Origin of the sequence: Thalassospira lucentensis (assembly GCF_050516545.1) — a bacterium.
In the GTDB taxonomy this organism is placed as follows: Bacteria; Pseudomonadota; Alphaproteobacteria; order Rhodospirillales; family Thalassospiraceae; genus Thalassospira; species Thalassospira lucentensis_C.
Map to the genome: position 1 here is coordinate 4,531,277 of NZ_CP191544.1, position 13,931 is coordinate 4,545,207.

The 13,931-nt window shown below is 53.4% G+C and carries 10 protein-coding genes; 6 read left to right on the plus strand and 4 right to left on the minus strand.

The window, feature by feature from the left end; all coding sequences use genetic code 11:
• The first annotated feature begins 24 nt into the window (after positions 1-24).
• From ileS to mutL, 6 genes are all read left to right on the plus strand, one after another.
• Positions 25-2,865: an isoleucine--tRNA ligase gene (ileS, locus tag ACQ0MK_RS20700; RefSeq protein ID WP_430474229.1), complete on the plus strand. Its 2,841-nt coding sequence runs from the start codon at positions 25-27 to the stop codon at positions 2,863-2,865.
• A 69-nt stretch (positions 2,866-2,934) separates the two neighbouring features.
• Positions 2,935-3,408 (plus strand): signal peptidase II, encoded by a 474-nt coding sequence (gene lspA / locus ACQ0MK_RS20705; RefSeq protein WP_430474230.1) that lies wholly within the window; start codon positions 2,935-2,937, stop codon positions 3,406-3,408.
• A 51-nt stretch (positions 3,409-3,459) separates the two neighbouring features.
• Positions 3,460-4,041: a DUF3035 domain-containing protein gene (locus ACQ0MK_RS20710; protein WP_430474231.1), complete on the plus strand. Its 582-nt coding sequence runs from the start codon at positions 3,460-3,462 to the stop codon at positions 4,039-4,041.
• Positions 4,042-4,224: 183 nt separating this feature from the next.
• A complete protein-coding gene (locus ACQ0MK_RS20715) occupies positions 4,225-5,649 on the plus strand; it encodes a M16 family metallopeptidase (RefSeq protein WP_430476056.1) in 1,425 nt (474 codons plus the stop codon).
• 1 nt (position 5,650) lies between these two features.
• Positions 5,651-6,982 (plus strand): M16 family metallopeptidase, encoded by a 1,332-nt coding sequence (locus ACQ0MK_RS20720; protein WP_430474232.1) that lies wholly within the window; start codon positions 5,651-5,653, stop codon positions 6,980-6,982.
• A gap of 128 nt (positions 6,983-7,110) precedes the next feature.
• Positions 7,111-9,060 (plus strand): DNA mismatch repair endonuclease MutL, encoded by a 1,950-nt coding sequence (gene mutL, locus ACQ0MK_RS20725; protein WP_430474233.1) that lies wholly within the window; start codon positions 7,111-7,113, stop codon positions 9,058-9,060.
• 13 nt (positions 9,061-9,073) lie between these two features.
• Here the strand turns inward: mutL and ACQ0MK_RS20730 are convergent, their stop codons facing one another.
• From ACQ0MK_RS20730 to ACQ0MK_RS20745, 4 genes are all read right to left on the minus strand, one after another.
• Positions 9,074-10,540 carry a pentapeptide repeat-containing protein gene (locus ACQ0MK_RS20730; protein ID WP_430474234.1) on the minus strand — a complete coding sequence of 489 codons (1,467 nt, stop codon included), beginning with the start codon at positions 10,538-10,540 and terminating at the stop codon, positions 9,074-9,076.
• Positions 10,541-10,600: 60 nt separating this feature from the next.
• Positions 10,601-11,557 (minus strand): OmpA family protein, encoded by a 957-nt coding sequence (locus tag ACQ0MK_RS20735; protein WP_430474235.1) that lies wholly within the window; start codon positions 11,555-11,557, stop codon positions 10,601-10,603.
• A 39-nt stretch (positions 11,558-11,596) separates the two neighbouring features.
• Entirely contained in the window at positions 11,597-12,367 is a 771-nt protein-coding gene (locus ACQ0MK_RS20740; RefSeq protein ID WP_430474236.1) for a MotA/TolQ/ExbB proton channel family protein, read from the minus strand.
• A 650-nt stretch (positions 12,368-13,017) separates the two neighbouring features.
• A complete protein-coding gene (locus ACQ0MK_RS20745) occupies positions 13,018-13,869 on the minus strand; it encodes a GNAT family N-acetyltransferase (RefSeq protein ID WP_430474237.1) in 852 nt (283 codons plus the stop codon).
• Positions 13,870-13,931 lie beyond the last annotated feature (62 nt).

Consider the following 13,931-nt stretch of genomic DNA (forward strand, 5'->3'; position numbering starts at 1 on the left):
GTTCAAGACCACAGGACCGTCACGATGAGTGTCGAATACAAGAAAACCGTTATCCTGCCCCAAACCGATTTCCCGATGCGGGCGGGTTTGCCAAAGATGGAGCCAACACTGCTTGAGCAGTGGAAAACCGAGGATCTCTACGGCAAAATTCGCGGTATTTCGGCAGACCGTGAAATGTTTGTTCTTCATGATGGCCCGCCCTATGCCAACGGCCATCTGCATATTGGTCATGCGCTGAACAAAATCCTTAAAGATGTCATCACCCGTTCCCAGCAGATGCTGGGTAAGAACGCTGTTTACGTTCCGGGTTGGGATTGCCACGGCCTTCCGATTGAATGGAAGATCGAAGAGCAATACCGTGCCAAAGGCAAAAACAAGGATGATGTTCCCATCGCCGAATTCCGTAAGGAATGCCGCGAGTTCGCCCAGAAATGGCTTGATATCCAACGCGAAGAATTCAAACGCCTTGGCGTGATGGGCGACTGGGACAATCCCTATGTCACCATGGATTTCAAGGCCGAAGCCTCTATTGCCCGTGAACTTGGCAAGTTCCTTATGAACGGTTCGCTCTATATGGGCTCCAAACCGGTCATGTGGTCCGTGGTTGAAAAGACCGCCCTTGCAGAAGCCGAAGTCGAATATCACGACCATACGTCCAAAACGATCTTTGTGCGTTTCCCGGTGACTGAAACCAAGGTTGGTGTCCTGAAAGACGCAACCATCGTCATCTGGACCACGACCTCTTGGACCATTCCGGGCAACCGTGCAATTTCCTATGGCGACGATATCGAATATGCGGTGATCGAAGTTACCGAAACCGCCGAAGAAGCATGGGCCACCGTCGGCGAGAAGATGGCGGTCTGTACCGACCTTCTTGAAGATATGTGCAGAAACGGTCGTGTTACCGGACATAAGGTTCTTGGCACCTTTAAGGGTTCTGACCTTGAAGGCACGCTTTCAGCCCATCCGCTGCGGGGTCAGGGTTATGATTTTGACGTGCCGCTTCTGGCCGCTGACTATGTCACGACTGAAACCGGTACCGGCTTTGTCCATACCGCGCCGACCCATGGCCCGGACGATTACCAGACCGGTTTGAAATATGGTCTGGAAATTCCCGAAATGGTCGATGGCGATGGCGCCTATTACCCGACCGTGCCGCTGTTTGCCGGCAAACGTATCTATGATGAAAACGGCAAAGAAGCCGATGCCAACGAAGCAGTCATCGCCAAACTGATCGAAGTAGGCGCCTTGCTGTCGCGTGGCCGCCTGAAGCACTCCTATCCGTGCTCCTGGCGCTCAAAGGCACCGGTTATTTATCGCACCACCCCGCAGTGGTTCATTTCCATGCAGGATAATGACCTGCGTGAAAAGGCGCTTAAGGCGATTGATGAAACCCGTTTCGTCCCGGAAGCAGGTCGCAACCGTCTGCATTCCATGATCGCCAACCGTCCGGATTGGTGCGTATCGCGCCAGCGTGCTTGGGGTGTGCCGATCACGGTGTTCATCAATAAAAACACCCGTCAGCCGCTCCGCGATCAGGAAGTTCTGGATCGCGTCTACGAAGCCTTCTGCGAAGAAGGTGCAGACGCATGGTTCATCCGCGATGCGCAGTATTTCCTTGGTGACAAATATGACGCCAATGATTTCGAACAGGTCACCGACGTTCTTGACGTCTGGTTTGATTCCGGATCCACCCATGCCTTCGTTCTTGAAGAACGTCAGGACCTGAAATGGCCGGCTGATCTCTATCTTGAAGGATCCGATCAGCATCGTGGCTGGTTCCACAGCTCCCTTCTTGAATCTTGTGGTACACGCGGTCGTGCGCCGTATGAAGCCGTTCTGACCCATGGCTTTGTCCTTGATGGCAACGGGCGTAAAATGTCCAAGTCGCTTGGCAATGTGATTGCGCCAAATGACATCGTCGACAAACTGGGTGCCGATATCCTGCGTTTGTGGGTGGTCAGCTCGGACTATCATGATGATCTGCGCATCAGTCATGAAATCATTCAGCGCCATTCCGATATCTATCGCCGTTTGCGCAACACGCTGCGTTTCCTGCTCGGCAACCTTGCCGATTTCAGTGACGAAGAAAAACTTGCCGATGACGCGCTTCCTGAACTGGAACGCTGGGTCCTGCATCGTCTGAGCAATCTTGACGATGTTGTGCGCAAGACAACGGCTGATTTCGACTTCCACAGCATGTTTATCGAACTGCATAACTTCTGTGCGCTTGATATGTCGGCCTTCTATCTTGATATCCGCAAGGACGCGCTCTATTGCGACGCGCCAAGCAGCTTGCGCCGCCGTGCCGCACGTACTGTGATGGACCGGGTCTTTGATAGCCTTGTGCGCTGGTTGGCACCGGTTCTGTGCTTTACCGCCGATGAAGCTTGGCGTGCCCGTTATGGTGCAGACAGCTCGGTTCATTCGGAAACCTTCAATACGGTTTCCGATGGCTGGAAAGATGATGTTCTTGCAGCGAAATGGGCGAAAATCCGCAAGCTGCGTCGTGTTGTAACGGGCGCACTTGAACTTGAACGTGCGGAAAAACGCATTGGCGCAAGTTTGGATGCCGCACCAAAGGTTTACGCAGCAGCAGAATATGTCGAAGCGTTGAACGGCCTTAATCTTGCCGAAATCGCCATTACATCTGACATCGAACTGATCACGGGTGATGCACCAGAAGGTGCCTATACCCTTGACGATGTAGCAGGTGTTGGCGTTGTGCCGGGATTGGCAGATGGTGAGAAATGCGAACGGTGCTGGCAGACATTGCCGGAAGTCGGCAGCCACGCAGAACACAAGACCATCTGTAACCGTTGCGCAGATGCTGTGGATGAAATGGGAATTACCGCAACCGAATAAACCGGATGTGGTTTCGGGATCGGCCTGCCTTCGGGCGGGCCTGATACCGGCAAGTCAGAAAGAGTATTGATGAAACATCGTGCCTTTGTCTTTGGTCTGGCCATCATTGCGATTGTTTTTGGGGTCGACCAGTGGACCAAAGCGCTTGCCATTGATGGCCTGTCCAATCCATTTCGTGTGATTGAAGTCACGTCGTTCATGAATTTTGTGCTGGCGTGGAATCCGGGTGTTTCATTCGGATTGTTCCAGGGCCAGGCCCCTTGGGTCATGATTGCGATTACGGCCGTGATCACGATTGGCTTCGGGATCTGGATGTGGCGCACCCGTGATGGTTTGCTTCGGGTCGCACTGGCGTTGATTGTTGGCGGGGCGATTGGTAATCTTGTTGACCGGTTGCGCCACGGGGCTGTGACCGACTTCATTGATCTGCATATTGCCGGATATCACTGGCCGGTATTCAATATTGCCGATAGTGCGATTACGGTTGGGGCGGCGCTGCTCTTGATCGATTCTCTTTTTGGCGGTAAAAAATCTACCAGATGAATTTGGGCCGGGGTACTCTCTCCCGGTTCTGGAGTGGTAAAGAGGCATAAAATGGCCCGGAAACAAACGACCAATCTTTTGAAAATTGTGGTGCTTGGCGGACTTGCGCTGGGCGTTTCCGGTTGTGAATCAACGCGTGAAACCTTTGGCCTGAACAAACAGGCCCCGGATGAATTCCAGGTCGTGTCACGCGCACCGCTCAGCTTGCCGCCTGATTTCACCATGCGCGTTCCAGAACCCGGTGCGCCGCGTCCGCAGACCGGATCGACCACCGATCAGGCCCGTCGTATCCTGGTTGGCGATGACCCGAATGCGGTCAAACGCGATATTACCGAAGGATCGCGCAGCAAAGGTCAGGTTGCCTTGCTGTCGCAATCTGGTGCGCAATATGCCGATCCGGAAATTCGCAATACCGTTGATCGCGAAACATCTATCTTCATCAATGAAAGCAAAAGCGTCGTTGATGATTTGCTGTTCTGGCAGGAAAAGCAGGACGTGAATTCGGTTGTTGATCCAACGGCTGAAGCAAAGCGTATCCGTGATCAGCAGGCCCTTGGTGACAGTGTTTCGGGCGGTGGGGAAACCCCCGTGATCGAACGCAAACAGAAAGGTTGGCTGGAAGATATCTTCTAGGCGGACCGTCTGGCGTTATGGAACGCACACCAGTTTAAAGACATCAGACAAGGGCGCGGAATTTCCGCGCCCTTGTTCTGTCATATTCGGTTCTTAAGAAATTCCTGTGCGATGTCAAAAGACGCCGGTGTGGCAAAGGCATCAAAGCAACCAACCATGCCTGATCTGGAATGGGATGACGTAATGAGAATTCCTGGACTTTCCGTTTTGTCGATGCGCGACCGTGCCGTTGCCGCCTTGGTGGCGACCGTCATGCTGTCATTGATCCCCAATCTGTCCCATGCGGCTGTTTTTAGTCCGCAGACAGCAACCCTTGATAACGGCATGCAGGTCGTGCTGGTGGAAAACCACCGTGCACCCGTCGTGTCACATATGGTCTGGTACAAGGTGGGCTCGGCCGATGAAACACAGGGTGTTTCGGGCATTGCCCATTTTCTTGAACATCTGATGTTCAAGGGGACGAACGATATTGCCCCGGGGGACTTTTCCAAGATCGTTGCGCGCAATGGCGGCAATGATAACGCCTTCACCACATGGGACTATACCGGCTACTTCCAGAATATCGCAGCGGATCGGCTTGATCTTGTCATGAAGATGGAAGCCGACCGGATGACCAACCTTGAACTGTCAGACGATGTTGTTCTGCCCGAACGCGACGTGATCATTGAAGAACGTCGCTCCCGGATTGACAATAATCCGGGCGCACTTTTGGGCGAACAGATGCGGGCATCGCTTTATATGGCCCATCCTTATGGTCGTTCGATCATTGGCTGGCTGAACGAAATGGAACAGCTTTCGACCGAAGACGCGCTGGATTTCTATCGCAAATGGTATGCGCCCAATAACGCAATTCTGGTTGTTGCCGGTGATATCACGATGGATGAACTGATGCCCTTGGCCGAAAAATATTACGGCGTCATTCCGCGCGGTGATGTTCTAACCCGCAACCGGGTCAAAGAACCGGTCCAGCATGCCCCGCGTAAGGTCACCATGCATGATCCGCGTGTCGGACAGGCGTCCCTGTCGCGTTATTACCTTGCCCCGTCCTATCACAGCGAAAATGCTGCTGATGCCGCCCCGCTAGAAGTGCTGAGCGAGATCATTGGATCAGGCACCACCAGCCGGTTGTTTAAATCATTGGTCGTTGATCAATCAATCGCATCAAGTGTCGGGACGTTCTACGATCCCGTTGCAGTCGATCTGGCAAGCTTTGGCGTCTATGCCGTGCCGCGCGATGATGTCGAACTGGCCGATCTTGAAAAGGCGGTTGATGCCCAGATAGACGATATCGTTACCAATGGCGTGACCGAAGATGAACTGGCCCGTGCCAAGCAAAAGCTGCTTGATAGTGCGGTCTTTGCCCGTGATTCCCTATCGGCTGGCGCACGCGTTTTGGGCAAGGCCCTTGCTGTTGGCTTAACGGTCGAACAGGTCGAAAGCTGGCCCGACCGGGTAACTGCTGTCACGGTTGATCAGGTCAACGAAGCCGCCAAGCGCGTCTTTAATGACAAACAATCGGTCACCGGTTGGCTGATGCCGCCCAAAGACGGGCCTGTATCGGGAAGTGGTCCGGCTTTGCCAATTGATACCGGCGCAGGAGTACATTGATATGAACCATCTTGTAAAACATATCGCCGGGATTGCCGTTGCTTCTTTTGCGACCTTGGGTTTGATCAATTCCGCCCAGGCCGTCGAAGTTCAGGAAGTCATCTCGGATGGTGGTATTCGGGCATGGTTGATCGAAGATCATATGAACCCGCTTATGACCATGGATATTGCCTTTACCGGTGCTGGTGCGGCAACCGATCCGGATGGCAAGCTTGGCCTTGCCAATATGGTCTCGGGCCTGATTGACGAAGGTGCTGGCGAAATGGACAGTCAGACCTTCCGCGGTGAAATGGAAAACAGATCCATCAGCCTGTCCTTTGATGCCGGGCGCGATGACTTTTCCGGATCGCTGACGACCCTTACCCGTGAACGCGATACCGCAATTGATCTTTTGCGTTTGGCACTGTCAGAACCGCGCTTTGATGATGAGGCAATTGAACGCATCAGATCACAAATCGTCTCGGGCCTTAAACGGGCGGAAAATGATCCGGGCGATATTGCCAGCCGGACCTTCTTTAAATCGATCTTTGGTGATCATCCTTATGCCCGTCCGGTTTCCGGAACCTTTGAAACGGTTGCGGGCTTAAACGCCAATGATTTTCGAAGCTTCACCCGCAACGCCTTTGCCAAAGACAATCTGATTGTCGGTGTCGCAGGCGATATTTCGGCCCAAGAACTAGGTCCCCTGTTGGATGAAGCTTTTGGAAGCCTGCCAGAAAACAGCAAGCTTCCATCGATTGCCGACATCACACCGAAATTTGGTGCCATTGATGTCGTGCAACAAGATATTCCGCAAAGTCAGGCGATCTGGGGCCAGAAAGGCATCAAACGCACCGACCCTGATTTTTATGCCGCCTATGTGATGAATTACATCTTGGGCGGCGGCGGATTTTCATCGCGCCTGACCGAAGAAGTCCGTGAAAAGCGTGGTCTTGCTTATGGTGTCTATAGCTACCTTGCCGATCTGGATCATGCTGAAATGATGATGGGCGGGGTGGCTACCCGTAATGATGCGATTGGTCAAAGCCTGTCACTGATCAGCACGGAATGGACCAAGATGAAGGAGACAGGCGTATCAAAAGACGAACTTGATAACGCCAAATCCTATCTGACCGGGGCGTTTCCGTTGCGCTTCACCAGCCTTGGCAATCTGTCTGGCATGTTGGTCGGGATGCAAAAAGAAGACCTTGGCATGGACTTCCTTGATCGTCGCAACAGTCTGGTTGACGCGGTCACGCTTGAGGATGTTAACCGGGTGGCGTCTGATCTGATGGATCCGGCCAATGTTACGGTGACAGTGGTGGGTAAGCCCGAAGGTGATCTGGCTTTTTAAGCGGGCTTTTGATCCAATCGGATTTAAATCTTCCAAAGCGCGGTGAAAGACATTTCGCCGCGCTTTGTGCTTTGATAGGTTCATCTCAACCAAAATCAAAACTCCAGACATCACGAGCACCCCGCTAAATGACTTTGCGCGTCCTGCCCCAGAACCTGATCAATCAGATTGCCGCCGGTGAGGTGGTTGAACGGCCTGCGGCTGCGCTTAAGGAACTGGTGGAAAACGCCCTTGATGCCGGGGCAACCAAGGTCGATGTCAATCTGCGTGATGGTGGGCGGACACTGCTATCGATCACGGATGACGGCAAGGGCATGACACCCGAGGAGTTGTCTTTGGCGGTTGAACGTCATGCGACCTCCAAACTGCCTGATGGTGATCTGTTTAATATTGGCTTCATGGGCTTTCGCGGCGAAGCATTGCCATCCATCGGGTCGGTTTCGCGCATGCGCCTGACCAGTCGGGTACGCGGTGCGGAAAATGCCTGGACCCTTCTGATCGAAGGCGGGACCAAGGGGGAGCCTGAACCGGCAGCACACCCCCATGGCACACGGGTTGAAGTGCGCGATCTTTTCTATGCCACACCGGCCCGGTTGAAGTTTTTGAAAACCGCCCGGACCGAGCAGATGTATGCCCGCGAAATCATGGACCGCCTGGCGATGGCGCGGCCTGATGTCGGCTTTACCCTGACCGGGGATAACAACAAATCAATCCTGAACTATCCGGCCTGCGAAGGCGATTTCTTTGATGCGCGGCTGAAACGTCTTGGCGCTGTTATGGGCCGCGAATTTCAGGAAAACGCCCTGCAGATCGAAGCCGAACGCGAAGGCATTCGCCTGACCGGTTATGCCGGGGTGCCAACATTGAACCGTGGCAACGCGCAAATGCAGTTCCTGTTCGTTAATGGCCGCCCGGTTAAGGATCGATTGTTGCAAGGTGCCGTGCGCGGGGCCTATCAGGATTTCCTGGCCCGGGACCGTCATCCATTATTGGCGCTGTTTTTCGAACTTTCCCCGCGTGATGTTGATGTAAACGTTCATCCCGGCAAAACCGAAGTCCGCTTCCGCGATCCGGGCATGGTTCGCGGGCTGATTGTCGGCGCGCTAAAGCATGCCTTGGCTGGTGCCGGTCACCGGGCATCGACCACGGTTGCCGATATGGCACTGGGGGCTGTGCGCCGCGAAGGCGATGGACCGTCTTTGCCCTATTGGGGGGGATCACGGTCGGGCAGCGGAAGTGGTTTTAACATCGGCCAGTATCAGGCAAATACGCCAAGCCACGCGGCAATCGAACGCAATTACGCCGCACAGGCCCCCGGTGGGGCGCAGGCGGGATATGGCGGGTTGTTTGATCGCGGGCGTGAGTTTGGCGGAACGCCGTCTGGTACTGCTGGCGATGGCGGGTTTGCTGCCGCTGCGGCGGCGGCCCTGTCGGGCGGCTATGACGCCGCGGCACCCTCTGCCCGCATTGACATGACCGACGATGCCAAATTTGTTGATCATCCGCTCGGTGCAGCACGCGGGCAGGTGCATGCCAATTATATCATTGCCCAGACCCGCGATGGTCTGGTGATTGTTGATCAGCATGCCGCCCATGAACGCATTGTCTATGAACGCATGAAGGCTGACCTTGCGGAAAGTGGTGTCAAACGCCAAGGCCTGTTGTTGCCCGAAGTTGTCGAACTAGACGAAGCATCGGCGGATCGCATTGGCGATCGTGCCGAAGAATTCGCCGAACTGGGATTGGTGATTGAACCGTTTGGTCCGGGTGCGATTGTTGTCCGCGAAGTGCCGGCCATGCTGGGCAAGGTCGATGTTGCATCGCTGATCCGCGACATGGCCGATGAAATCGCCGAACTGGGGCAGGGCATGGCACTTAAAGACCGCCTGATGTATGTCTGCGCGACCATGGCCTGCCATGGATCGGTTCGGTCCGGGCGTAAACTGAATGCCGATGAAATGAACGCATTGCTGCGCCAGATGGAAGCAACCCCGCATTCGGGTCAGTGCAATCATGGTCGCCCGACCTATGTCGAGCTTAAACTCCATGACATCGAAAAGATGTTTGGCCGCCGATAGGCGAAACTTACGTTTAATCGCGCAGTTTCAGATTGTGCGGCAAGCGGGTATTGGCGTTCACACGCGCACGCTGGATTTGTTCGGCAAACAGACCGCGCGTTCCTGAAAGATCGGCATCGCGGAAATCAGTCCCGGCAAGATTGGTCCCGCTCAGATCGCAATTAACCAGTTGCTGCCCCCGAAAACTTGCATTGGACAGGTCAGAGCCAAGAAAAACGGTATTGCGCAGCATCGCATCGTTAAAGCGCGCCCCGGCAAGACGACTGGCGGCAAGGTTGGTATTTGCAAGATTGCTTTCAATAAAATCAGCCGCAATCAGATTACAGCGACGCAGCACCGCATCCTTGCAATTGGCCCGTTTGAAACTGGCAAAGGGCAATCCACATCGGCTAAGGTCAATACCTTCAAGTTCGGCTTCTCTAAGATCGGCATGTTCAATCGACATGACCGCCCCTTCCTTGCCACCGGTATCGACCCAAAGCTTGTGACTGATCAGGGCTTCTTGCAGATCAATCTCGACCAGTTCGTCGGTATCGACATCAGTTTCGGTATCAAGTTCTTCTTCTGGTTCGGCTGCGGGTTCTTCGGGGGCAGGGACCGGCGTCGGTGCAATAATCTCGCGTGCGGACTTGATGGCTTGGATATTTTGCGCCCGGCTATCTTTTGCGCGTGCTGTCGGGACGCCGACCAATTCGCCATCGTCAAATGTTTGACCAGCACCGTTTAAACGCGGTTTGACTGCCGCCAATTCAAGATTTTCCGCAACGCCTTTTATCGGTGATTTCTGCGTGGTTTTGGGCGCGGCAGACGCAGCCGGTGTTGGCTTGTGAGCACTCAAAGCAGTGGAGACAGGGTGTTCTGGTGATGCTGCCCGTGCAGTTGGTGCAGATGGGGAAACAATCATGTGATCACGTCGGCGGCGACCGGGGTTTTCTGCTACGGCTTCTGCATCATCAGTGGATGCGTTTTTTGATGAGCTGGCGTCGTTGTTTTGATCCGGCGCAGATATCCCCATCTTGGCCAGATCTTGTGGGCGGGCTGGGCCGAAATAGTTCTCTTCAAGCACAAAGCGCCGTGGTTTTGCCAGAACGGTTTCAATGATCTTGCGCAGCCTTTTAGGGTCAACGGGTTGACGAAAAATGCCTTCTATTCCGGCATTAACCGCATCACGCATACCGCGCCGGTCAAGTTTTGGCGCGCCTAACAGGACCGGCACATCACGGGCATGACGATCGCTGGCCGTTGCGCTATCGCGAATGGCACGGATGGTTGATATGCCGCGCATGCCATCAAGATACAATCCGATCATAATCAGATCGGGTTTAAGCTCATGAACGAGTTCAACCGTTCTCTCGCGGTCATCGCAATGGACAAGTTGTGAAAATCCCATCGGTTCAATTGCTGAATTGGCAGCAAGCATGTTTCGCTCACTGTAATCGGCATACAGGATCGTCTTTTTATTGTTTTCGTTGATCGCCATGATGCGCGACTTTCCTTGGTTCGCAGTCAATTTCACTCGGTTTGCCGCGTGGACAGTCTGTTATTGCGCGCTCGGGATGCTAAATGTCCGCCGTCTTTCCGGTGCAGCGCCCTCATTTTGGCTGTTTACGTCGGTTTCGTCAGCACCTTTCGCATCACCGGCGTCATTTGGTGCATCATCGCTGGCGGTCGAACCATCATCGGGGCGTCCGGAACCGGTGGAGCCTGTGCCATCCGGGCTGTTGCTTTCAACCATTTCGATAGTGATTTCAACCCGGCGGTTCTGGGACCGGCCTTCCGGGGTGTCATTGGTGGTGATCGGTCGGCTGTCGCCAAAACCCTGAATGACCATGCGGGTCGGATCAATCCCGTTTTGATCAATCATGAAGTGCAGAACCGATGTCGCACGTGCAGCTGACAAATCCCAGTTCGATATATAGGGAGAAGACGACGATACCGGGATGTTATCGGTATGGCCGGCTACCTGAACTTCGCCCTCGGTCTGGTTGATCACGGGTGTGACACGGTTCAGAACGGCGGCGAATTCTTCGGTCATGCCAGATGAGCCGGATGGAAAGGCCAGCTCGTTGGGAAAGCTGATGACAACTTCGCCATCAATCCGTTCCAGCCCGACCTGATCTTCAATACCCATATTTTCTAAAACAGTGCTCAGCGTTTCTTCCAACGCCTCGGCTTTCTGTTCTCTGGTATCTGATTGTTGGCTTTCGACCTTGGGCGTTTCCGCCTGCGGGATTTCTGAAACCACACGTGGGCTATCAGGTGTCGGCGCCTTAAGGGATTTTCCGACGATTGAACCATCAAGTTCGATGACACCGGCAAGCTGGTCTTCTTTGGAGAAACCAAAGGCTGCTTTGACCGATCCCGCGATCTGTTTATATCGGATGACATCCATCTCGGCGAATGTCAGCAACAGAACAAACAGAACAAGCAGCAACGACATAAGATCAGCGAATGTCGCCATCCATGCCGGTGCGCCTGCTGCGGGTTTCTTTGCCATGGGCTTAGCCCACTACCGAAATGACAAATACGGTCATGTTTATTCTCCGTCGCCTTCTTCATCCTGGGGCACGCCGCCTGGAAGATAGGGCCCAAGGATTTCCTTCATGACCATCGGGCTTTGGCTGCCCTGAATCTGAACAACCGATTCAATAATCAACTGTTTGGTATTCTTCAGACGATCCACCTTAAGCGCAAGCTTGTCGGCAATCGGAAGGGCAATCAGGTTGGCGAGTACAGCACCATAAAATGTCGTCAGCATGGCAATCGCCATCGCCGGCCCAATCGCATCAGGATCAGACAGGTTGGCAAGCATCTGAACCAGACCCACCAGCGTTCCAATCATGCCAAAGGCCGGGGCCGTATCGCCAATGCCGCGGAACATCAATTCGCCCAACTCGTCATTCTGGATGGATTTTTCCACCTCGCTTGAGATCGAGCTTCGAATGACTTCGCCGCTGTGACCATCCACACACATGCGAATGCCGCGCGCCATGATTTCGTTGTCGATTTCGACACTTTCAAGACCCAAAAGACCGTTCTTGCGAACAAGACCTGCAAGCTCGATGGCTTTTTCATAAATCGAAAGCGGATCTTCTTTCGGATTTTTAAAAGCGATGCCGATGCCGATCTTGAGCGACTTGATAACGTCACGCATGGGGAACTTGATCAAAGTTGCCGCTGCAGTACCGCCAAACACAACCATGATAGAAGGAACATCGACAAAGGCGCCAAGGTTGCCGCCGATAAGAATGGCGCCGACGATAACGCCCGCTCCGGCGATAATCCCAATTAGTGTAGCTATATCCATGTTGGTTCTTGGTATCCGGCGTTAAAACGTGGTCTGCTTTGCGTGGTCTGACCAAATATCAAAACGGCACGCGGCGGGAGATAAGACAACAGGTTGTCATAAGACGAAGCTCAAAATGCGCGGCAGTCTTAAACGCTGCACTTGGAATTATGTATTTCACTACACTCCACAAAATTGGGTTTCCGCAACCTGTTTTCCAGAACCTGATGACAACTTCCTGCGTCAAAGTTTCGAATGGCTCGATCAAAAAGGCGCATCAGGTTGCAAAACTAAGGCATTGGGGTAGGCGACGCTATACCTTTGACGTTAGGGTTTGAACCCAATTGAATGCTTGAAATGGTCGTGAGGAATTTGTGCGGATATCAGGAGCTTTAACGCAGCAAGGCTCGCTGCCTTGCAAGGTGATGCGACGTAATAGCCCGTGCAAATTCCTCCGATCCGAAGGACATCAGGACAATCTGCGACCTGCCGCGTCACTCCCCTTGCGCGGGGAACACCCCGCGCTGCAGCGACTTCCTTGCATGTCTTGATTGTTCTGATGCCATTTTAAACATTCAATTGGGTTCAGACCCTATGTGTTTGTTGCCAGAATTATCAACGTTTCTCAACCCCGTCGTAAGGATAAGGTCTTGTTATCCGGGCAAATGGTCCTAGCCCAGCTCGAATGATGAAATGCCGAAAGTCATATCAAGGTTAAGCGACGGAATTGGCCCTTTATACATGCGCGCAGTTTCAAACTCTGCCGTCATCTGGTGGTGCTTAACCAAATCAAGGGCCGGCTGATTGGGTTCAGGAACATCAAGATACACCTTGCCGCTCTGATCTTTACGGCTTTGCAAAAGGGTAGAAAACAAGGCCTGTGCATCTTCTTTGTTCTCCGCAAACAGCGGGCCGACTTTATGGCCGTCCTTGCACGGGCGAATAACACCGTATCCACGAAGACCCATCGGCCCTTTGAGTGCCATGGCCGTATGGTTCTCATTGCTAATCCAGCCGCGCAGGAATTCGATCCGGCTTTCGGCAAACAGATTGCAGGTCTGCTCAAATGCATCGACCACGGCAATATCATCAATCAGCAGGGTGAAAAGATCATCAGGGGCCGGGCTGCTGGCCTCAACAACGCCACCGAAACGGATATTGCGATGGACAAACTTAAAGCCGGATTTGCGGTAATTATCCTGTTGATCGATAACACCATCCAGACCGATGGTTTTACCAACGCTGTTTTCAAGCGCTGTTTGCCATAACTTATAGCCAAGACCCGTGCCACGACGATCTTCGCGGCAAATGTAAAAACCGACAAACCCGAAATCCGAGCTGTACTGTACTGACGAAATCACCGCAGCCATGCCTTGCTTATCAAAAGCGCCCCAGAAACCGTCGGTGTCCGTATTGAAAAACACATCAGCATCATCCTTGCCGGGATTCCAGCCTTCAAGGGCGGCCCATTCAACGGCAAGTGGGAACTCATCGGATTTTAAACGTCGGATTTTGTCAGCCATGGAGTGTCTCTTTTAACGTCAAAAGGGTCGATCAAAGTGGGGAGGCCAAAGACGGGAAGCCC